At 72.7% G+C, this 20612-nt stretch carries 24 protein-coding genes; 14 read left to right on the top strand and 10 right to left on the bottom strand.

Translation table 11 applies throughout. The features are described 5' to 3' along the window. The first annotated feature begins 18 nt into the window (after window positions 1–18). The 4 genes from ABZX22_RS34560 to ABZX22_RS34575 are packed head-to-tail and all read left to right on the top strand — an operon-like array spanning window position 19 to window position 2149. A complete protein-coding gene (locus tag ABZX22_RS34560; protein ID WP_354917631.1) occupies window positions 19–507 on the top strand; it encodes an MSMEG_0572/Sll0783 family nitrogen starvation response protein in 489 nt (162 codons plus the stop codon). A 60-nt stretch (window positions 508–567) separates the two neighbouring features. Then, window positions 568–1260, top strand: coding sequence for a nitrile hydratase subunit beta (gene nthB / locus ABZX22_RS34565; protein ID WP_354917634.1), 693 nt, complete (start codon window positions 568–570; stop codon window positions 1258–1260). Further along, complete coding sequence (nthA, locus tag ABZX22_RS34570; protein WP_354917637.1) at window positions 1257–1838, top strand: nitrile hydratase subunit alpha; 582 nt, start codon at window positions 1257–1259, stop codon at window positions 1836–1838. Before nthB ends, nthA begins: the two co-directional genes overlap by 4 nt. Continuing rightward, window positions 1835–2149, top strand: a complete 315-nt coding sequence (locus ABZX22_RS34575; protein ID WP_354917640.1) for a nitrile hydratase accessory protein — start codon at window positions 1835–1837, stop codon at window positions 2147–2149. Before nthA ends, ABZX22_RS34575 begins: the two co-directional genes overlap by 4 nt. Here ABZX22_RS34575 and ABZX22_RS34580 read toward each other — a convergent pair. Together ABZX22_RS34580 and ABZX22_RS34585 are read right to left on the bottom strand one after the other, a co-directional pair. After that, complete coding sequence (locus ABZX22_RS34580) at window positions 2131–3231, bottom strand: MSMEG_0565 family glycosyltransferase (RefSeq protein ID WP_354917643.1); 1101 nt, start codon at window positions 3229–3231, stop codon at window positions 2131–2133. The two genes, ABZX22_RS34575 and ABZX22_RS34580, sit on opposite strands and share 19 nt — an antisense overlap. After that, window positions 3231–4676 (bottom strand): FdrA family protein, encoded by a 1446-nt coding sequence (locus tag ABZX22_RS34585; protein WP_354917646.1) that lies wholly within the window; start codon window positions 4674–4676, stop codon window positions 3231–3233. Before ABZX22_RS34585 ends, ABZX22_RS34580 begins: the two co-directional genes overlap by 1 nt. A 148-nt stretch (window positions 4677–4824) precedes the next feature. Here ABZX22_RS34585 and ABZX22_RS34590 point away from each other — a divergent pair, with 148 nt between their 5' ends. The 4 genes from ABZX22_RS34590 to ABZX22_RS34605 all read left to right on the top strand — a co-directional run bounded on the left by ABZX22_RS34590 (window position 4825) and on the right by ABZX22_RS34605 (window position 8552). Further along, window positions 4825–5409: a hypothetical protein gene (locus tag ABZX22_RS34590; RefSeq protein ID WP_354917648.1), complete on the top strand. Its 585-nt coding sequence runs from the start codon at window positions 4825–4827 to the stop codon at window positions 5407–5409. Window positions 5410–5469: 60 nt separating this feature from the next. After that, a complete protein-coding gene (locus tag ABZX22_RS34595) occupies window positions 5470–6573 on the top strand; it encodes an MSMEG_0568 family radical SAM protein (protein ID WP_354917651.1) in 1104 nt (367 codons plus the stop codon). Window positions 6574–6580: 7 nt separating this feature from the next. Further along, window positions 6581–7039, top strand: coding sequence for an MSMEG_0567/Sll0786 family nitrogen starvation N-acetyltransferase (locus tag ABZX22_RS34600; protein WP_354917654.1), 459 nt, complete (start codon window positions 6581–6583; stop codon window positions 7037–7039). Between the two features lie 91 nt (window positions 7040–7130). Next, window positions 7131–8552, top strand: a complete 1422-nt coding sequence (locus ABZX22_RS34605) for an amino acid permease (RefSeq protein WP_354917657.1) — start codon at window positions 7131–7133, stop codon at window positions 8550–8552. Between the two features lie 47 nt (window positions 8553–8599). Here the strand turns inward: ABZX22_RS34605 and ABZX22_RS34610 are convergent, their stop codons facing one another. The 5 genes from ABZX22_RS34610 to ABZX22_RS34630 form a co-directional block, all read right to left on the bottom strand. Further along, window positions 8600–9049, bottom strand: coding sequence for an ACT domain-containing protein (locus ABZX22_RS34610; RefSeq protein ID WP_354917660.1), 450 nt, complete (start codon window positions 9047–9049; stop codon window positions 8600–8602). Between the two features lie 54 nt (window positions 9050–9103). Then, window positions 9104–10294 (bottom strand): globin domain-containing protein, encoded by a 1191-nt coding sequence (locus ABZX22_RS34615; protein ID WP_354917663.1) that lies wholly within the window; start codon window positions 10292–10294, stop codon window positions 9104–9106. 105 nt (window positions 10295–10399) lie between these two features. After that, window positions 10400–10834: an Rrf2 family transcriptional regulator gene (locus tag ABZX22_RS34620; RefSeq protein WP_354917666.1), complete on the bottom strand. Its 435-nt coding sequence runs from the start codon at window positions 10832–10834 to the stop codon at window positions 10400–10402. A 64-nt stretch (window positions 10835–10898) separates the two neighbouring features. Then, window positions 10899–12077 carry a tryptophan 2,3-dioxygenase family protein gene (locus ABZX22_RS34625; protein WP_354917669.1) on the bottom strand — a complete coding sequence of 393 codons (1179 nt, stop codon included), beginning with the start codon at window positions 12075–12077 and terminating at the stop codon, window positions 10899–10901. 109 nt (window positions 12078–12186) lie between these two features. Next, on the bottom strand, window positions 12187–13044 hold the full coding sequence (locus ABZX22_RS34630) for an LLM class flavin-dependent oxidoreductase (RefSeq protein ID WP_354917672.1): 858 nt from the start codon (window positions 13042–13044) through the stop codon (window positions 12187–12189). Window positions 13045–13186: 142 nt separating this feature from the next. Between ABZX22_RS34630 and argG the strand changes: the two genes are divergently transcribed. Further along, the gene (gene argG, locus ABZX22_RS34635) at window positions 13187–14635 is read left to right on the top strand and encodes an argininosuccinate synthase (protein WP_354917675.1); all 1449 of its coding nucleotides are present in this window, start codon (window positions 13187–13189) and stop codon (window positions 14633–14635) included. Between the two features lie 4 nt (window positions 14636–14639). Here argG and ABZX22_RS34640 read toward each other — a convergent pair whose 3' ends face one another. Together ABZX22_RS34640 and ABZX22_RS34645 are read right to left on the bottom strand one after the other, a co-directional pair. After that, entirely contained in the window at window positions 14640–15164 is a 525-nt protein-coding gene (locus ABZX22_RS34640) for a DUF3995 domain-containing protein (RefSeq protein WP_354917678.1), read from the bottom strand. Continuing rightward, on the bottom strand, window positions 15151–15603 hold the full coding sequence (locus ABZX22_RS34645) for a hypothetical protein (RefSeq protein ID WP_354917681.1): 453 nt from the start codon (window positions 15601–15603) through the stop codon (window positions 15151–15153). Before ABZX22_RS34645 ends, ABZX22_RS34640 begins: the two co-directional genes overlap by 14 nt. Before the next feature lie 198 nt (window positions 15604–15801). Here ABZX22_RS34645 and ABZX22_RS34650 point away from each other — a divergent pair, with 198 nt between their 5' ends. After that, the gene (locus ABZX22_RS34650) at window positions 15802–16467 is read left to right on the top strand and encodes an AIM24 family protein (protein WP_354917684.1); all 666 of its coding nucleotides are present in this window, start codon (window positions 15802–15804) and stop codon (window positions 16465–16467) included. A 135-nt stretch (window positions 16468–16602) separates the two neighbouring features. Next, window positions 16603–17478, top strand: coding sequence for a universal stress protein (locus ABZX22_RS34655; RefSeq protein WP_354917687.1), 876 nt, complete (start codon window positions 16603–16605; stop codon window positions 17476–17478). An 81-nt stretch (window positions 17479–17559) separates the two neighbouring features. Here the strand turns inward: ABZX22_RS34655 and ABZX22_RS34660 are convergent, their stop codons facing one another. Further along, window positions 17560–17901, bottom strand: coding sequence for a hypothetical protein (locus ABZX22_RS34660; protein ID WP_354917690.1), 342 nt, complete (start codon window positions 17899–17901; stop codon window positions 17560–17562). A gap of 112 nt (window positions 17902–18013) precedes the next feature. Here ABZX22_RS34660 and ABZX22_RS34665 point away from each other — a divergent pair, with 112 nt between their 5' ends. From ABZX22_RS34665 to ABZX22_RS34675, 3 genes are all read left to right on the top strand, one after another. Beyond that, window positions 18014–18667, top strand: a complete 654-nt coding sequence (locus tag ABZX22_RS34665; RefSeq protein WP_354917693.1) for a response regulator transcription factor — start codon at window positions 18014–18016, stop codon at window positions 18665–18667. Continuing rightward, a complete protein-coding gene (locus ABZX22_RS34670; protein ID WP_354917696.1) occupies window positions 18664–19797 on the top strand; it encodes an ATP-binding protein in 1134 nt (377 codons plus the stop codon). Before ABZX22_RS34665 ends, ABZX22_RS34670 begins: the two co-directional genes overlap by 4 nt. A 188-nt stretch (window positions 19798–19985) precedes the next feature. Then, window positions 19986–20432: a hypothetical protein gene (locus tag ABZX22_RS34675; protein ID WP_354917699.1), complete on the top strand. Its 447-nt coding sequence runs from the start codon at window positions 19986–19988 to the stop codon at window positions 20430–20432. Window positions 20433–20612 lie beyond the last annotated feature (180 nt).

Below are 20612 nucleotides of genomic sequence, written 5' to 3' on the forward strand. Positions count from 1 at the left end.
CTAGTCAAGGAGGTCACCATGCCGAAGACCGTCACCACCGAGCTGCCAGCCGAAGGCGAGACCCTGTACGACACCGAAGAGAAGGTGTTCACCGACGTCAGGGCCGAGGCGGGGCAGAAGGCCTACGTCTTCATCCACACCGTCCCGTACGAGGGTTCGGTGGCCCTGGTCAACCTGCTCACCTCGACGCGCCTGGTACGCAAGGGCTTCGACGTGCGCATCGTCCTGTACGGCCCGGGCGTGCTGCTGGCGTCGGGCACGCGGGGTTACCCCGGCGTCGGCCAGGAAGCCTTCCCCGGGCACCTCGCGATCAACAACCAGATCAAGACCCTCATCAAGGAAGGCGCCACGATCTACGCCTGCCGGTTCGCGATGGGCGCCCTGTACGGCTTCCGCGAGGACGACCTGATCCCCGGCGTGACGCCGTTCAACCCGCTCGACGTGCTCGACGCCGCGCTCACCGCGTGGAAGGAAGGCGCGTTCCAGCTGAACACCTGGACGGTCTAGCACCCGCCCGCTGCCGGGGCGCGGGCGCGCCCCACCCGGCGGGGCGGCTGGGAGGCGACGATGAACAAGGCCACCGGCATCAGCAAGGCCACCGGGATCCACGACATGGGGGGCACCGAGGGCTGGGGACGGGCGCCCGTCCCCGCCCCGGACGAGCCGGTCTTCGCCGAGCCCTGGCAGGCCAGGGCCTTCGCGCTGGCCCTGCTGTCGATGCGGCTGTCGGGGACGAACCTTGACGCCTTCCGGCACGCGATGAACCGGCTCGACCGGCCGGACTACCTGGACGACGGCTACTACGGCCGGTGGCTGCACGGCGCGGAGAACCTGCTCCTCGACAGCTCGATCATCGCGCCGGGGACCGTGGAGGCGCGGGCCGCCAACCTGTCGGGGGGCACGGCCGAGGAGCCGGGTCCGCCGGAGCCGACCAGGCCGGACTACGCACCGACCGCCGCGGGCTCCCTGCGGGAGGTGTCGTCGGCGCCCCGGTTCGCGGTGGGCGCCGCCGTACGGGCCAGGGCCTTCGACCCGCCGGGGCACACGCGGCTGCCGCGGTACGTGATGGGGCACACGGGCACCGTGGTGATCGTCCAGCCCGCGCAGGTCCTGCCCGACACCAACGCCCACTTCCAGGGCGAGAACCCGCAGTGGGTGTACACGGTGCGCTTCACCTCGGCCGAGCTGTTCGGCGCGGACGCCGAGCCGTCCGCGCTCAACGTCGACCTCTACGAGGACTACCTGGAGGAGGCGCCATGACGGACGAACGGGTGCCGATCGAGCTGCGCGTCGAGGCGCTGGAACAGCTGCTGGTCGAGCGCGGCCTGGTCGATTCCGCGGTCATGGACAAGTACATCGCGATGTACGAGAGGGACGTCGGGCCGCTGAACGGCGCGCACGTGGTGGCCAGGGCGTGGACGGATCCCGGATACAAGGAGCGGCTGTTGGCCGACGGCACCGCCGCCGTCGCCGAGCTCGGCTACAAGGGACCGCAGGGCGAGCACGTCGTGGTCCTGGAGAACACGCCCGCCGTCCACAACGTGGTCGTCTGCACGCTGTGCTCCTGCTATCCCTGGCCGCTGCTCGGGCTGCCGCCCTCCTGGTACAAGGACCCCGCCTACCGGTCCAGGATGGTCCGCGAGCCGCGTGCCGTCCTGGCCGAGATGGGGCTGCGGCTACCGGAGGACGTCGAGGTCCGGGTGTGGGACAGCAGCTCGGAGGTGCGCTACTTCGTGCTCCCCGCCCGGCCGGCCGGGACCGAAGGGCTCCCGGAGGACCAGCTCGTGCCGCTCGTCACGCGCGACGCGATGGTGGGCGTGGCGCAGGTGACGCCATGACCCTCCCCATCCAGCTGGACGTCGGCAGCCCGGCGGCGCCGCCGCGCTCGAACGGCGAGCTGGTGTTCGCCGAGCCGTGGGAGGGCCGGGCGTTCGGCCTGGCCGTGGCGGCCTGCGAGGTGGGCGCCTTCGCCTGGGAGGACTTCCGCCAGGCGCTGATCGCGCGGATCGCGGCCCGGCCGCAGGCCCCGTACTACGTCTGCTGGTTCGAGGCGCTGGAACGGGTGCTCGCGGTCGAGGGGCAGGTCCGCGAGCGGGCGGCGCTCCTCGCCGCCCGCCCTGCCGGCCACGATCACGCGATGGAGCGATAGATCTCGGCGTGCCGGGCGGCGGTGGCCGCCCAGGTGAAACGCGGCACGACCCGGCGGCCACCGGCGACCAGGAGGGCGCGCAGCGCCTCGTCGGCCATGATCCGCTCCAGCGCCGCCGCGAGGGCCTCGGGGTCGCCCACGGCGGGCAGCAGGGCGTCGACTCCGTCGGTGAGGAACTCGCGGAACACCGGCAGGTCGCTGGCCACGACCGGCAGGCCGCAGGCCTGCGCCTCCAGCGGGACCAGGCCGAACCCCTCCTCGATCGAGGGGTACACCAGGGCGTCGGCGCTGCGGTACCACGCCGCCAGCAGTTCCTCGGAGACCGTCCCCACCTGGACCACGTCCAGGCCAAGGCCGTCCAGCAGCGCCAGCGCGTCGCGGCGGTAGGTCTCGTAGTCGCGGAAGGACTGGCCGCCCAGGATCGCCAGCACCGGCCGCTTCTCCCGCAGCAGGGCCAGCGCGCGGAACAGCGTCGTGCTGCCCTTGCGCGGCTCGATGCCGCCGACGGCCAGCAGCAGGAACCGGTCCGCCGCCCCGACGGAGGCCCGCAGGCCGGCCCGCCGCCGCGCGCTGACCGGCGGGAACCTGGCAGGGTCGACGCCGTTGCGCACGACCTGGGCGCGGACCCCGAACTCCTGGAGCAGCACGCGGCGCCAGTGCTCGCTGACGACCAGGACGTGGTCCGGCTCCAGGATCGCCCGGCGCTGGCAGTCGACGAGGGCCGGCGTGGTGAAGTCGTCGACGTGGTGGACGGTGCGCACCACCCGCTGGTGCACCTGCGGCGCGGCCCGGCCGGTGATGCAGTCCTGGGCGTGCAGGACGTCGAAGTCGCCGGCCACCTTCGTCAGCCCCGCGACCATGGCCTGCACCGAGGCGAAGACCTTCTCCTCCAGGGAGTCGCCGGCGACCGTGACAGGGAACAGCGTGAACGGCACCCTCAGCGGGCGGAAGAAGCCCTCGCCGCCCAGGGCGAAGACGTGCACGTCGACCCCCAGGTCCGCCAGCGCCTCGGCCAGCGCGAGGGTGTGGACGACCCCACCGCGGGGCTTGGTGGAGTAGGTGAGGAGCGCGACACGCCTCATCAGGCGCTCCCGCCGCGGGCGATCGCCGCCGCGGCGCGGGCCGCGTCGGCGGCTGTCTCGGTGACGACGCATCCGGCTTCGGCGAGCGCGCGTACCTGCTCGTCGTATCCCTGCGGATCGCGCGCGGTGCCCAGGACGTGGGCGACGACCTGCGGGCCGTCCAGGCGGGCGAGCTCCGGTGCCAGGATCCCCGCCGGGTCGGGATGCGCGCCATGGCCGAGCACCACGTCGAGCAGCACCACGGCGACGTCGGGCCCGCTCTCGTGGAGCAGTTCGAGACGCGCCCCCGGATCGATCATCGGATGCGGCCGGCCCCTGGTGTACTCCTCCTCGCCCACGTCCAGGCAGACGTGGGAACCCGGTGGCGCCGGCAGGCGGCATTCCGGGTCGATCGGGGTGTTGGACCAGACCGGGCCGAGGATGCCGCTCAGCACCGCGATGGCCTCGTAGCAGAGCGATCCGCCGGAGAACAGCCCACGCACCGTGGTGCGCCCCGGTGCCCGCCGGGAGGCGGCCACGTCCACGCTCGGGCCGTGCCGCCGGTCGAAGGACGGCACCGGCCTGCCCAGCAGCTCTAGCGCCCTGACCACGCCGCCTTCGAGCGTCTCGCCGGCCACCCCGAGCAGGGCCGTGACCATCGCCGTCGTGCGCGCGGCCGCCATCACACGCCGCATCACCCGCTCGTCGGGCGGTTTGGACACCAGGAGGATCAGCTCCGTCGAAGGGTCCTCGTCGAGCCTCCTGACGGCCTGCGCCGCCATGCGCCCGCCCACCTCGGCGGTCAGGTCGCGCCCGCCCAGGCCGACGACCTGCGACACGCCGACACCGGCCCGGTCGAGCAGGCACATGACCTCCTGCGCCCCGGTGCCCGCCGCCGCGACGATCCCCACCGGCCCGGGCCGCACCACGTTGGCGAACCCCAGCCCCACGCCGTCGATCACGGCCGTGCCGGCGCCGGGCCCCATGAGCAGGCGGCCCCGCCGTACCGCGTGGTCCTTCAGCGCGATCTCGTCGGCGACCGAGACGTTGTCGCTGAACAGCAGCACGTCCAGGCCGCGACCGAGCGCCTTGTGCGCGTGCAGGGCGGCGTAGTCGCCGGGAACGGAGACGACCGCCACGGTGCTGCCAGGCCGGCGCTCCAGCGCCTCCGCCAGCGAGCGCGGGTGCTGCTCGGCCGGCCCGCTCTCGCGGGGGCCGGACATCGCCCGCTCACCTTCCGCGAAGGCGGCCTCCGGGTCGCTGGCCCGCACCGCGAGCACCAGGTCGTACGGCGACGCCACCGGCGGGTCGAACCCCTCCTGCCGTAGCGCGTCGAGGTTGGCCGCGGTCGCCATCACGGCCGTCGCCCATTCCACGCCGTCGGCGCCGCGCATCGCCCGGGCGCCGAGGAGCTGCAGGACCGAGTCCAGGTAGGTGTCGCGCAGCACGCGCACGGCCGGCTTCACGCCGCCCCCGCCCGTCCCCGGCGCGTGGAGGCGTCGCCGCCCAGCGTGACGACCGCAGTCCTGTTCACGGGGTCCACCCTTCGCCGTCCTGGCGAATCACCCGAATGCCGTCTAGGATCCGACGTGTCACACTGACGATAGTGAACGAGTGAAGCTCTTGCCAAGCAGTCCCATCCCCGCGGAGTACGCCGAGCTCGCCCGGCGGCTGCGCGCGGCCGAGGACCGGCTCTTCCCGCTCGCGATGATCGACGCCGAACGCTACCAGCGGGCGTTGCAGCTGGTGGGGGCGCTCGCCCGGCGCCTGTCCCTGGCCGGCGACTACGCGGCCCTGGCCGCCGCGGAGGGAGAGATGCGCGGCTGGCTCGACGAGGTGGGCGTCTCCGTGGAGGGGCTCGACGCCCAGCTGGTGATCGAGGCGGCGATGTCCCAGCGGTTCCGCGAGCTGCTCACCGCCTCCCGATCGCAGGCCGTGGAGCGCGCCCGCGCCGCCGGCCTGGACTGGGCGGTCCTCGAGGAGCCCGACGACGCGGCCTGGCGCGGCGGTTCGGCGCGGTGGGTGGAGGTGCACGTCCCGACCGGCACCGTCATGGTCCGCTCGGTGGTAGCCGTGCCCGTCATCACCTACCGGCTGGAGGTCACCGGCGAGGCGGTCCGCGTGGAGGAGTTCACCTCGCGCGACGCCTGGCTCGCCGCGATCGACCAGGTACGGCAGGCGCTCGCATCGGAAAGTTAACGCCGATCCCATCTTGGTAGAATCGGGGCATCCGGTCGTACGGCACGGGAGGTGCCTGTCGTGACGGCTACCGATGTCAGCGAGCTCATCCTCGACCTCCAGGCCCGGGGTCTGCGGCTCGAGGCGCAGATGGAGCGACGCACCGGCGGCGCAGGGCCCACCGACTGCGGGATGCTCTGGGTGGACGGGCTTCCCGTCACGGCGCCCACCGAGGGCATCGCCAAGGACTCCCCGTACGTCCTGCGCGCCGAGGACGACGGGTACGGCATCTACCGCGACGGCGTACGGCTCGCCGACGCCTCCGCCCAGCGCCGTCCGCGCTTCTACGACCTGAGCACCGCCGACGGCGTGCCGTACTGGCAGATCGCCCTCCTGCACCTGGACTCCGTGGCGAGCACCGTCGTGCAGCACTGCGCCTACTGGGGCAACGACGACCAGTGCAGGTTCTGCGGCATCGGCCTCTCGCTGTCGTCCGGCCGTACCGTCGCGCGCAAGACCCCCGAGCAGCTCGCCGAGGTCGCGGTGGCGGCGCGTGACCTCGACGGCGCCGTCGACGCCACGCTGACGACCGGCAGCACGCGCGGCCCCGACCGCGGCGCCCTGTACGTGGGGCGCTGCGGCCAGGCGGTCAAGCAGGCCAGCGGGCTCCCCGTCGAGGCGCAGTTCGAGCCGCCGGCGGACCTGGACGTGATCGACGAGGTGGGTGCGATGGGCGTCGACTCCGTCGGCATCCACGTCGAGACCTTCGACCCCGCCGTGCTGGCGCGCGTCGCCCCGGCCAAGGCGCGCACCGGGATCGAGGGCTACTTCAGGGCGTGGGAACGGGCGGTGGCCGTCTTCGGCGCCGGACAGGTGTCCACCTACGTCATCCTCGGCATGGGGGAGAGCCCCCAGCTGACGATCGACGGCTGCAAGCGGGCCGTCGACGCCGGCGTCTACCCGTTCATCGTGCCGCTGCGCCCGGTCGTCGGCACGCCCATGGCCGGCTGGGAGCCGCCGCCGCGGTCCTACACGCGGCCGATCTACGCCAAGGTCCTCGCCTACATGGCCAGGCGCGGCATGACGTCGGCCACCTCCAGGGCGGGCTGCGCCCGCTGCCAGGCGTGCTCAGGGCTGAGCTCGATGGAACGCCTGCTCCGCATCGGCCCGCGTCCCGCCGCCTGAGCCGGTCATGCTGCGCACGCTCGGCACCGACTGCCACCCGGCCGCCACGCCGGAGGAGCTCGCGGCCCACCACGCGGTACGGCACCGCGTCTTCGTCGACGAGCAGCGCCTGTTCCCCGGCACCGACCGCGACGCCCGCGACGACGACCCGCTGACCATCCACGTGGTGGCCTACGCCGATCAGGTGGTCGCGGGGGCGGTCCGTCTCTATCCCCTCGACGGGGCCGGCGAGCTCTGGCAGGGCGACCGCCTCGCCGTCCTCGCCGAGTACCGCGCCCACGGACTCGGCGCCCCGCTGGTGAGGTACGCCGTCGCCGCCGCGGCGCGCCGCGGCGGCGTGCTCATGGTCGCCCGCATCCAGCTGCGGAACGTCGGCTACTTCGAGCATCTGGGCTGGCACCGCGCCGGTGAGGTGGAGGTCTACGCCGGCCTCCCGCACCAGCCCATGGCGATCGAGCTGCGCTGACACCCCGGCCCAGGCACATCGCCTCCACAGCAGATACTTCGCACCATTCCCCCTCACAAATGACAGCGATCGTGACGAGGGAGGCGAGACGATGTCGCATCAGCATCTGTTCGGAGGCGGCTCGGGAGTGTTCCGGCGCAAGCCGGTGGAGCAGATCGCCGGCGAGCACGAAGGCGAACTCAAACGGGAGCTGGGCCTGTGGCAGCTCACCGCGATCGGCATCGGCGGCATCATCGGCGCGGGGATCTTCGCGCTGGCCGGCGCGGTCGCCAACCAGACGGCCGGGCCCGCCGTGCTCGTCTCCTTCCTCATCGCCGGTGTCGCCAGCGCGGCCGCGGCGTTCTCCTACGCGGAGTTCGCCGGGCTCATCCCGAAGGCCGGATCCGCCTACACCTACGGCTACGCCGTCCTCGGCGAGTTGACCGGGTGGTTCATCGGCTGGGACCTGCTGCTGGAGTACACCGCCATCGTCGCGGTCGTGGCGATCGGCATCTCGGGCTACTTCGGCTTCCTCGTCGGCGCTCTGGGCATCGAGCTGCCCGCATGGATGCTGGGCGCGCCCGGCACCGGCCCGGGCCGGGCGGTGGACCTGTTCGCGGTGATCCTGTGCCTGCTCATCGCGTTCCTGCTCAACCTGGGCATCAAGACCGCCGCGCGGTTCGAGACCACCGTCGTCGCCGTGAAGGTCGTGGTGGTGCTGGTGGTGATCGTGGTCGGCTTCTTCTTCATCAACCCCGCCAACTACACTCCGTTCTTCCCGTTCGGCGTGGCGGGCGCGATCACCGGCGCGGCCACGGTGTTCTTCGCCGTCTTCGGCTACGACGCGATGAGCACGGCCGCCGAGGAGTCCAGGGACGCCACGCGCCACATGCCCAAGGCGATCATCTACTCGCTGGCCATCTCGATGGTGCTGTACGTCCTGGCCACGCTGGTGCTCACCGGCATGCAGAACTACAAGGAGATCGACCCGGAGAGCGGGTTCGCCTCGGCGTTCGCCTCCGTCGGGCTGACCAAGCTGGCCGGTGTCATCGCGGTCGGCGCGATCATCGGCATCCTCACCGTGATGTTCACCTTCATGCTCGGCGTCACCCGCGTGTGGTTCTCGATGAGCCGTGACGGGCTGCTGCCGCACTGGTTCGCCAAGCTCCACCCGGTGCGCCGGGTGCCGACCCGCATCACCTGGATCGTCGGGGTGGTCTCCGCGCTCATCGCCGGATTCCTGCCGATCAGGGAGGCGGCCGAGCTGACCAACATCGGCATCCTGCTGGCCTTCGTCGTGGTGTGCATCGCCGTCATCGTCCTGCGGTACCGGCGGCCCGACCTGCCGCGGACCTTCCGCACGCCCGGCATGCCGGTGACCCCGGCCGTCGGCATCGTCTTCTCGGTGTGGCTGATCACGTTCCTCGACCCGCTGACCTGGCTGCGCTTCGCGGTCTGGTTCCTGATCGGCCTGATCATCTACTTCGCCTACAGCTACCGCCACTCCGAGCTGAACCGCCAGCAGACACCCTGACGGTCAGGACGGCCCGCGCGCGACTTCGTCCGCTGAGGGCCGCCGGCCTACTCCGGCTGATCCCAGATGCTCGGGACCTCCGGCGCGCGGCCGGCGGCCCAGGGCCGGTCCGCGGACCACTCGAGCGCCGCGCGCGCGTTCTCGAGGTCGTCGGTGGCGACGACGAGCTTCACGCCGCCGAAGGTGGTGTAGGCCAGGTCGATGTTGACGTTCGCCTCGGCGAGCTGCCGGGTCAGCTCGCCGAGCGTCCCCGGCCGGTCCGCGACGTCCACCACCAGCACGGTCCGCTCGTCCGCGATCCCCATCCCCGCCGCTTCGAGCGCCTGCCGGCACCGGTCGGCGTCCTCGTCGTCGACCAGCACATGGACGATGCCCTTGCCGTCTCCGGTGAAGGCCGCGAGGCCGCAGATGTTCACGCCGGACTCGCCGGTGACCTCCCCCAGGCGGGCCAGCTCTCCCGGCCGATCATCCAGTACGACGGTGATGTTCGTCGGCATAGCACCTCAATCCTCTCACGACGGCCGGCGCGGCGGGACGGCCGCGGCGCCCGGTCAGTCGTCGGCGCCCAGCCACAGGTCGGGGCCGAAGACCTCGTAGTGGATGTCGCGGGGCGCCACGCCCGCCGCGACGAGCTGGGCGCGCACGTCGCGCATGAACGGCAGCGGCCCGCACATGTAGGTGACGGCCCCCTCGGGGATCGCCACGCCGGTCAGGTCCATCAGACCGGTGCGGGCGTCGCCGTCGGCCTCCTCGTACCAGAAGATCCGCTCGGCGCCGGGCAGCGCGTCGGCGAGCCGTTCCATGTCCTCCCGCAGCGCGTGGTCCGCCCTGGCCCGGTCGGCGTGCAGCAGCAGGACCCGGCGGGTGGAGCCGGTGGCGGCGAGGTGCTCCAGCATCGCGGCCATCGGGGTGCAGCCGATGCCGGCCGAGACCAGGACGAGCGGGGCGTCGCCCTCCTCCAGGCACACGTCGCCGAACGGCGCCGACAGGGTGAGCTCGTCGCCGGCGCCGACGGTGGCGTGCAGCAGGGTGGACACCTCGCCGTCCGGGGCGCCGCCGCCGCTCACCCGCTTGACCGTGATCCGGCGCAGCCCGTCCTGGCCCGCGCCCGACAGGGAGTACTGGCGCAGCTGGTGCACGCCGTCCGGCATGCGCGTGCGGACGCTGACGTACTGGCCGGGACGGCCGGGCGGCACCGGGTCGTCGCCGACGGGGCGCAGCAGGAAGGAGGCCACGTCAGGGGTCTCCTCGCGGCGCTCGACGACCTGCCACCGGCGCCAGGTGCTCGCGTCGCGCGCGCCGGCCGCGGCGTAGATCTGCGCCTCCAGGGCGATCAGCGCGCCGGCCATCAGCCAGTACACCTCGTCCCATGCCGCGGCGACCTCGGGGGTGACCGCTTCGCCGAGCACCTCGGCGATCGCGCCGAACAGGTACTTGTGCACGATGATGTAGTGCTCGGAGGCGACGCCGACCGCGGTGTGCTTGTGGGCGATGCGCGCCAGCAGCCGGTCGGGCCGCTCGTCGGGGTGCTCGACCAGCGCGGCGGCGAACGCGGCGATGGAGCCGGCGAGGGCCTTGCGCTGCTCGCCGTTGGCCTGGTTGCCGCGGTTGAACATCCCGTCGAGCAGTTCGGGGCGCTCGGCGAACATCGTGCCGTAGAACCGCGTGGTGATGGCGTCGAGCGACGCGCCGACGACGGGGAGCGTGGCGCGGATGATCCCGGCGGATTCCGGGGACAGCATGGGGCCTCCTGGCAACGACGGTGGGACGAGATCCCAGGGGAAACAAATTGGAATCTCAAATTCATATTAAGGACCGCGCCGGGTGCCCTCGCACCCGGCCCCGGATCAGCGCACGGACAGCGACAGCAACACCGGTCCCGTGGGGGCGGTCACCAGGGAGTCGACGGTCACGGGGTCGAGCGCGGCGAAGAACGCCTCCTGCGCCTGGCGCAGCACCCCCCGCAGGCGGCAGGCGGACCGCAGCGGGCACGGCGGATCGTCCTCGCAGCCCACCACGTCGCCCGCGGCCTCCAGCTCGCGGACGATCCGGCCGACCGACGCGTGATGCCCCGCCTCGGTGAGCCGCAGGCCGCCGCCCCTTCCCCTCCTGGTCTCCACGAGGCCCAGCTCGCCCAGACGCGCGACCGCCTTCGCGGCGTGGGTGTACGGCACCGCGAGCGCCTCCGCGACCGAGCGGGTCGTCGGCAGCTCACCCTCGTCCGCCACGGCCAGCCGCATCACGATGCGGAGCGAGATGTCGGTGAAAGCGGTCAGGCGCATGCTTCCACGGTAGGGGCTCACCGCGGGAGGATGGCCCGTACGCCGAGACGGTCCGGCGGACGGCTCAGGAGGCCGCGCCCAGCTGCCGGAACAGGCGGTTGCCCACGCACTGGTCGAGGTACGGCACGCCGGCCGTGTCGCCCGAGCCCCGTGCCTGGCCGAGCATGCGGACGGCGAGCGTGCGGTGCGTCGACTTCCAGCGCTGATGGATGGCCTCCAGCCGGCCGAGCGCGGCGTCGAGCGCCGTCCACTCCGCCGGGCTGAACCGCCCCTCGGCGCGCAGCTCGCGGCACGCTCCGGCGAGGCTGTCCTGGCCGCTTTCCGCCTCGGCCCGCACGACCGGCACGCTCGTGAAGGCCGCCGACCCCAGCCGCCCGGCCGGCGGGGGGCCGCACAGGATCTCGAACCGCTTGTACTGCTCGGACTGGATGGCGCTGGCGCCCTGGGTGAACCGGCGGAACCCGTGGAAGTGCGCCGGCCGCATGGTGGCGACCATCCGGAACAGCGACGCCGCGCGCTCGAACACCGCGACCGCGTGATCCACTCGCGCCACGCAGGCCTCCATCCGCCCGTCGCGCAATGCCGCGATCGCCGCGCGCAGGTCCGACACGATCGTGGTGAAGATCATCTCGTGGGTCTGCAGCACGCGGATGAAGAAGTACTCGTCGTGCAGGACGTAGACCGGCTGGACGGTGAGGTCGAACCACCGGGCGGCCCCGGTCGCCGGCGGCCTCGGCAGGCGGTCGAGCAGATCCTCCGGCCTGGACCCGGCCGTCGTGCGCGCGGGCAGGGAAGGCCCGCCGTCGAGGTCGTCGGCCACGAACCGCATGGCGTGCCGCAGCCGCTTGCGCAGCGTCATCGGGTCAGGACGGTCCACGCCCGGCGCGTGCGGGGAACCGTTCGCCGCTTCGATCTCGAAGCGGACGACGTCGGAGACGAGCAGGGTGGCCAGCCTGGCCGGGTTCGGCCCGGCGTGCCGTTCGTCCAGCAGCAGCTCGAGCAGGGGGAGCGCCAGGTAGGTGCGGTTCCAGAAGCGCCCTTCGTGCTTGTCCAGGACGCAGTCGAGGAACGCGTCGAGAAGCGGTTCCCGCGCGCCGCGCCGGCGGCGGACGTCACTCAGCTCGACGAGCAGGCGTTCTGGCAGGAAGTGCTTTCCCGCTCGCCGGACCTCGTCGGTGACCAGGCGGGCCAGCGACAGCCCCCGGCATTCCGTTCCCTCGGTGGCGTGCTCGAGATTGATCATTATGGGTCACTCCAGATGGCGCCCCCTTTGGGCGACTCGTGACCATTTGTAGGCTTTCGTGGTTGTCAGTCCCTTTCGTACCGCTTGCAGGGGACGTGGCGCCTTCCGGTCAGGACGGCGCCGGGCCCTCGCGCAGGACGCCGCGCACCGTGTCCACGGACACCGCGCCCCACGGGAACTCCACCATCCACCACGTCGCCCCCACTCCGGCGTAGGGCGCGGGATCGGTGCCGGGCGGCAGGGACACCGCGACGTCGTAGCCCGCCGGATCCTTCCCCTCGGCCGCGCGCAGCCGCATGACGGCGGCCACCAGCTCCGCGAACTCGTCGAGACCGGCGAACGCCACCGGGAAGAAGCCGTCGAGGCGGGCGGCGCGCCGCAACGGTCCCTGCTTGCCCGGCAACGCGGCGCCCCACACCGGGATCCCTGGCCGCTGCACAGGCCTGGGCAGCAGCCGCACCCCGTCGAGCGTGTAGTGCTCGCCCCGATGGTGTACGGCCTCGCCGGACCACGCCGCGGCCAGCACGTCGAGCGACTCGTCGAGCATCCGGGCCCGGACCCGGTCGTCCAGCTCCTCGCCGGTCGTGGACAGCTCGCTGCCGAACCGGTCGCTGCCGAGGCCGACGCCGAGGGTCAGGCGCCCGCCGCTGAGCTGGTCGAGCGTCACGGTCTCCTTGACCACCTTCACCGGCCGGCGGCGGGGGAGTGCGGTCACCATGGGGCCGATGCGCACGCGTTCGGTGGCCATGGCGATCGCCGCCAGCGTGATCCACGGATCCGCCACCTCCTCGACCGGCTCGCCCCAGCGCAGGTGATCCCACACGAACACCCCGTGCCATCCGGCCTCCTCGGCCTCGGCGGCCAGGCTGGTGACGACGAGGGGGTCGGCGAGCTCGTCGAAAAGCGGCAACCACAATCCCGAGCGGAGGCCGCCTACGGCGGGCGCGGGCGAAGGCGTGCTGGTCATCTCTCGGGCTCCTCAGGTCGACATCGTGCCTGGTCAACAGGCTACGAGGAGTGATCGCCGCGCGGGGAGACCGGAGAGGCGTGTCGCGCCACGCCGTCATGGTCTTGCATGTTCATGCGGTGGTGTGTATATATTTCTACTCGTGTCTAAGGTACTCACCTCCCTGCCTGTCGGCGAACGTGTCGGGATCGCTTTCTCTGGCGGCCTCGACACCTCGGTAGCGGTCGCGTGGATGCGCGAGAAAGGTGCGGTGCCGTGCACCTACACCGCCGACGTCGGCCAGTACGACGAGCCCGACATCGCCTCGGTGCCCGGGCGCGCCACGGCGTACGGCGCTGAGATCGCCCGGCTGGTCGACTGCCGGGCCGCCCTCGTCGAAGAGGGGCTCGCGGCGCTGGCGTGCGGGGCCTTCCACATCCGCTCCGGCGGCCGTACCTACTTCAACACCACCCCGCTCGGGCGGGCCGTCACGGGCACCCTGCTCGTGCGCGCGATGCTCGAGGACGGCGTGCTGATCTGGGGTGACGGCTCCACCTTCAAGGGCAACGACATCGAGCGGTTCTACCGCTACGGCCTGCTGGCCAACCCCTCCCTGCGGATCTACAAGCCGTGGCTCGATGCCGACTTCGTGAGCGAGCTCGGCGGCCGTACCGAGATGTCCGAGTGGCTGCTCGCCCGCGACCTGCCGTACCGCGACAGCACCGAGAAGGCCTACTCCACCGACGCCAACATCTGGGGTGCCACCCACGAGGCCAAGTCCCTCGAGCACCTCGACACGGGCATCGAGATCGTGGAGCCGATCATGGGCGTGCGGTTCTGGGACCCCACCGTGGAGATCGCCGCCGAGGACGTCACGATCGGCTTCGAGCGGGGACGGCCGGTGACGATCAACGGTAAGGAGTTCGCCTCCGCCGTCGACCTGGTGCTGGAGGCCAACGCCATCGGCGGCCGCCACGGCATGGGCATGTCCGACCAGATCGAGAACCGGATCATCGAGGCCAAGAGCCGGGGCATCTACGAGGCGCCGGGAATGGCGTTGCTGCACGCGGCCTACGAGCGGCTGGTCAACGCCATCCACAACGAGGACACCCTCGCCAGCTACCACAGCGACGGGCGGCGGCTGGGCAGGCTGCTGTACGAGGGCCGCTGGCTGGACCCGCAGTCGCTGATGCTGCGCGAGTCGCTGCAGCGCTGGGTCGGCGCGGCGGTCACCGGCGAGGTGACCCTGCGACTGCGGCGCGGCGAGGACTACTCCGTCCTGGACACCACCGGGCCGGCGTTCAGCTACCACCCGGACAAGCTGTCCATGGAGCGGACCGAGGACTCCGCCTTCGGGCCGGTCGACCGCATCGGCCAGCTCACCATGCGCAACCTCGACATCGCCGACTCTCGCGCCAAGCTGGAGCAGTACGCCAGGCTCGGCATGGTCGGCAGCCCGCACCCGACGTTGATCGGCGCCACGCAGGTGACCCCGACCGGCCTGATCGGCGCGATGCCGGAGGGCGGGGCCGAGGCGATCGCCTCCCGCGGCGAGGTCACCGGCGACGACGAGCTGCTCGACCACGCCGCGATGGAGTCAGGCACCGACTGACGCCTCACCCACCGCGCGCCCGTACGGCCCTGCCGCTGGTCAGCCGCCATCCGGCCGCCGTCCAGCACACCCCCCAGAGCAGGAAGAACGGCGACCACAGCAGCAGGTCCCAGCGCGCCAGGGTGCCAGCCAGCTCGGCGTGCTCGCCGGAGGCCGGGCGGACCCCGGTCAGCAGCAGCGCGTCGCCGGCGAAGCCGAACCCGAGCACGCCGGCGGCGCGGGCGATCATGAAGATGCCCAGCGTCCAGGCGACGACGGCCGCCAGCCGGCGCGGCAGCACCGCACCCCACGGCCGTACGGTGGCCAGCGCCACGATGACACCGATCACCGCGGCGCCGGCCAGCAGCCAGTGGCTCGCCACGAACAGCGGATCACGGGCGAGCAGCCGCTCGCGCATCGCCGGGGGCAGCGGGTCCTTGTCGGCCAGCGCGTTGGCCCCCAGCGCCTGCGCCAGCTTCATCGACCCGTAGACGGCCGCGCAGGCCGCCGCGCCGTACGCGCCCAGCCGCGCCCGGTCAGCGCGCGGCATGTCTCGGCGCCACGGCGTAGGAGCGGATCATCTCCGCGAGCAGCCCGATCACGACGACGCCGAGCACCCCGTGGTACCAGCGCCAGCCCACGCCGATACCGACGAACCCGTCCACGATCATGATGCCCGCGCCGCCGCCGACGGCCAGCAGCATCGCGGCCAGCAGGAGTAGCATCACCTTGCGCGGCACCCTGCGGCCCAGCGGCGTGACGGTGGCGAGGGCGACGCACGCGCCCAGGACGCCGGACAGGGTCGCGAGCCACTGCGCCGTGCTCGGGTCGAGGAAGTAATCCGCGGCCTCGGCGGCCGACACGGGCGGGCCGCTCGGAAACCCGAGCCGGGCCTGGAGGGCGTAGCCGGCCTTCCCCACGGCGTAACCGAGGAACAGCACGGCCAGCGCGTACGCCGGCCAGCGTCGCACACGAACAGAACCAGTCATGACCGCGACCGTAGCCACGGCGCCCCGGGCGGCGACTCCCAGCCACGGGGGAGAGGCCTCCCCCGCCAGAGGGATCCGCCCGCGCGCGTCCTGGCCGCCGATCCCGCGCCCGACGCGGAAGCCGTCCGCTGACCTGGGAACCCGTAGCATCGGCTCGTTCGTCATCATCGTGTCGATCACGTCGCGGAAAGGGCCATCATGCGCAGCGCGCTCTTCGGGAACCTGGACAGCTCACAGGTGCCCGCCAACTTCGCTCTCCAGAACGCCAAGATGCTCCGCGTCCAACTCCCGCACGAGGTGCTGGCCAGGCAGGGGTCGATGGTGGCCTTCCAGGGCCAGATGGACTTCGACTACGAGGGCGCCGGCGGCGTCGGCAAGCTGTTCAAGAAGATGGTCACCGGCGAGGGCGCGCCGCTCATGCGCGTCAGGGGGCAGGGCCTGCTGTTCCTCGCCGACAACGCCGACGACATCCACCTGTTCTACCTGGAGAACGAGGCCATCACCGTCAACGGCCGCAACCTGCTGGCCTTCGACTCCGCGCTCACCTGGGACATCAGGCGCGTGCAGGGCGCGGGCATCGCCGCGGGCGGGCTGTTCAACATGACGGTCAAGGGCACCGGCTGGGTGGCGGTCACCGCCCACGGTACCCCCGTGCTCCTCGACACCTCGCGGATGCCGACCTTCGCCGACGGCCAGTCCGCGGTGTGCTGGAGCGCCGACCTGCACGTGGGCGTCAACCGCACGATGAAGGCGGGCGCGCTGATCGGCCGCGGCAGCGGCGAGGCCGTCCAGCTCGCCTTCCAGGGGCAGGGGTTCGTGCTCGTGCAGGCCAGCGAGGGCCCGCCGGTGGTCTCGGCGCAGTAGCCGCTCACCCCGGCCGAGGCTTCCCGGTGCGCGCGGGTGTCCCGCCGACGGGCCGTTGGTCCCACGCGCCGGGGCCGTTCGACCGCGGCGACCACCGCGCGTCATGGGCTTTCCTGGACGGGAAGGGAGCGCGCCATGAACGGACACATCGTCGTCGGCGTGGACGGCTCGCCCGAGGCGCTGAACGCGGTGCGGTGGGCGGCCGACGAGGCGATGAGGCGGGCCCGCCCGCTGCGGATCGTGCACGTCACCGGCGTCTACGCCTACGACATTCCGCTGCGCGAGGTCGTCCAGGCCTTCGCGACGCTGGAGGACTACAGCCGGACCGTGCTGGACGACGCCGAGGCCCTGGCCCGCAGGCGGCACCCGGATCTGCCGATCGGCGCCGTCCTGGGCGAGGGCGTCATCGCCGACGTGCTCAGGCAGGCGGCTACGGAGGCGACGGCGCTGGTCGTGGGCAGCCGCGGGTACGGCCGCTTCTCCCCGGCCCGCCTCGGCTCGGTCAGCGCCGGGCTGGCCGGACGGTCCCCGTGCCCGGTGGTGATCGTGCGCGACCCGCCCGCCCGGGAGCGCGCCGAGATCGTCGTCGGATTCGACGACCACTCCGCTGCCGCGCTGCGGTTCGCCTTCGAGGAGGCCGCCCGGCGCGGCGCCCGGCTGCGGGCCGTCCACGCCTGGCAGCCGCCGACGGTCTCGCCGTTCGTGCTCGGTGCCGATCCGATCTTCGAGGAGCTCTTCGCGGCCGCGCGGCACCGCGCGGTGTTGGTGCTGCAGCGGTGGCGGGACCGGCACCCGCAGGTGCGGGTGGTCGAGGAGATCGTGCCGGGCGGAGCCGTGGCGGCCATCTGCCGCGCCTCCGCGTCGGCCGACCTGGTCGTGGTGGGCTCGCGGGGACGCGGCCTGTTCGGCTCGGCGCTGCTGGGCTCGGTCAGCCGCGGCGTCCTGCACGAGTCACGTTGTCCCGTCGCGGTGGTCCGCCCCACCATGGCGTCGGTGGCGAGCATGGCCTGAGCGCCCGGCGGCCGGGCCCCCGGACGGCCCGGCAGCCCGGTCGAGGACGCCCGCCCGCGCTGACCGCCGGGGCCATGGTTCTCAGGAGGGCGGTGATGGGGCGGACGGCGCCGCGGGCGCGCCGGGCAGCCGGGAACCAGTGGGGAGCAGCGACCCGCAGGCCCGCACCGCCGCCCCGTACTTCTCGGACAGGACGTCGACGCGCTCTCCCCTGATGTCGAAGTTGATCAGCCCGTCCGAGGAGAGCGCGACCTCGGGGAAGCCGGGCAGTCCCTGCGCGCGCATGCAGGTGGTGAACGCCCTGCCGTCGTCGGCGGGCGCCGCGGACGAGGCGGTCGTCACCCAGCCCACGCCCGCGGCGAAGGCGGCGACGGTGAGGATCGCGACGGTGAGGACCACTCTTCGGATCGTCGAGCCGGCCATGATGGCTCCTTTCGTTGCTGTCGATGCGCCCAGACAAGCCGAGGGCCGGTTACCGGGCCGCAACGGCGGCGGTTACCCCGCTGTAACCGGCAGACGGGGCATGCTGGAGATCATGAGAGTGCTGATCGTCGAAGACCACGAGGAGCTGGCCGTGACGGTGGCCGCGGGGCTGCGCCGCGAGGGCATGGCCGTCGACGTGGCGCTGGACGGTCTGGCCGCGCTCGAGCGGGCCTCGGTCAACCACTACGACGTGGTCGTCCTCGACCGGGACCTGCCCGGCCTGCACGGTGACGAGGTGTGCCGGTCGCTGGTCGGCGCCGGCCACCCGGCGCGGGTGCTGATGCTCACCGCCGCCGTGACCATCGATGACAGGGTGACCGGACTGGGCATCGGCGCCGACGACTACCTGCCCAAGCCGTTCGCCTTCGCCGAGCTGGTCGCCCGGATCCGGGCACTGGCCAGGCGCACCAGCCGGGCCCTGCCTCCGGTGCTCGTCCACGGCGACCTGCGGCTGGATCCGGCCACCCGGATCGCCACCCGTGACGGGCGCCGGCTGCCGCTGAGTCCCAAGGAGTTCGCCGTGCTGGAGCTGCTGATGGCCGCCAAGGGCGCGGTGGTCTCCGCCGAGCAGTTGCTGGAGCGGGGCTGGGACGAGTTCGCCGATCCGTTCACGCAGACCGTGAAGGTGACGATCAGCCGGTTACGGCGGAAGCTCGGCGCCCCGCCGCTCATCGAGACGGTCCCGCAGGCCGGATACCGGATATGAGACAGCCCATACGGTCGCGGCTGACCCTGCTCTACGGCGGCCTGTTCCTGGTGGCCGCGGTGCTGCTGGTCGCCCTCATCTACCTTCTGGTCGAGTACTCGCCCTTCCCCGCGCCACCGGCCGCTCCCGCGGCGCCGGGCGGATCGGCCCCTCCCGCTCCGGCGCCCCTGGCGGCCTCCACCGAGCACCTGCGCCGGTTACTGGTCAACTCGTTGATCGCGCTGGCGGCCATGGCGTTCGCCGCGCTGCTGCTGGGCCGGCTCATGGCCGGGCGCGTGCTGCGGCCGCTGGCCGAGATGACCGCCACCGTCCGGCGCATCACGGCCGACCGGCTCGACCGGCGGCTGGCCGCCACCGGGCCGGACGACGAGCTCAAAGAGCTGGCCGACACCTTCGACGAGCTGCTGGACCGGCTGGAGGCCGCGTTCACCGCCCAGCGGCGGTTCGTCGCCAACGCCTCCCACGAACTGCGGACCCCGATGACGTTGCAGCGGGCCATGGCCGAGGTGGCGCTCGCCGATCCGGCGGCCGACACGGCGTCCCTGCGGGAGGTGCTGGAACGTGTGGTGGCCGCGGGCAGGCACCAGGAGCGGCTCGTCGAGGCGCTGCTCACGCTGGCCCGGGGCCAGCAGGGCCTGCGGCACCGCCGGCCCTTCGACCTGGCCGCGATCACCGCGCAGGCGCTCGGCCCCCGTGCCGACGCTGAGCCGCGCGTCGAGTCCTCTCTGCGGCCGGCACCCGCCTTCGGTGACCACGCACTTGCCGAACGGCTGGTCGCCAACCTGCTGGACAACGCGCTGCGGCACAATGTGCCCGGCGGGTGGGTCAGGGTGGAAACCAGCGTCCGGTCCGGACGCGCCACTCTCCGGGTCTCCAACAGCGGTCCGGTGATTCCGGCCGACCGGCTGCCCCTGCTCCTGCAGCCCTTCCAGCGGCTGGAGAGCGCCAGGAAGGCCGACGGCGACGGCCTGGGGCTGGGCCTGTCGATCGTGGCCGCCATCGTCGAGGCACACCACGGCACGCTGGAGGTCCGTCCGCTTCGCGACGGGGGGCTCGAGGTGATCGTCGCCCTCGACCCCCCGGACGATCCGCGCAACCGCCGGCGTCACGGCGCACCGGCAGCGGAGTGACGCCTGTCCGGCGACGCGGCCGGCGCGCTGCGCAGTGCCGGAAAAGTCGTGAAATCGCCCGGTGGTCCGTCGTCCTCATCGGATAGGGACCAAGGTCTCTATCCGATCGATCGGGCGCACGGAAGGCTCGCAACCATGGACAGGATCGATGCGTACTGGCACGCCGCGACGGAGATCCGCGACTGGACGTGGCCGAGCCGATGACGTGGTGGACGATCGTGCGTTTCCTGCACATCCTGGGAGCCGCGCTGTGGGTCGGCGGGCAGCTCGCCGTCTCCCTGGTGGTGCTCCCGCTGGCCCGCCGCGGACTGCCCGAGGGGCAGCGGGCCGGCCTGCTGCGCGCCGTGGGACGCCGCTTCGGGCTGATCACGCTCGCCGGCTTCCTGCCGGTCCAGATCGCCACCGGCCTGGCGCTGGCCTGGCACTCCGGTGTCACCTGGGCCTCACTGGCCGAGCCCGGCTACGGCCGGACACTCGCCGCCAAGCTGGTCCTCTTCTGCGCGGTGCTGGCCACCGCGGGCCTGCACGGCTGGGCCTCCGGATCCGGCAGACCCACCGCCGCCCGTGTCATGGCCGTCGCCTCGCTCATCGGCTCGGTGGGCGTGATCCTGCTGGCATCGGCCCTGGTGGCGTGATCCGCGGACCCGGCCGCGAGCACAGAAGGGACTAAAGACCCTTACCGGGGGCAGTGCGCGCCCTGGATTCTGGCCATGGGACCTGAAGGCGAGGGCAGGAGCATGACGTCCGATTCCTCTGCGGCGACGCCGACCACGGCCCAGCGGGTGACGGCTCTCACGCCGGCGTTCGCGGTGAAC

Origin of the sequence: Nonomuraea sp. NPDC003804 (assembly GCF_040610675.1) — a bacterium.
Classification (GTDB): Bacteria; Actinomycetota; Actinomycetes; order Streptosporangiales; family Streptosporangiaceae; genus Nonomuraea.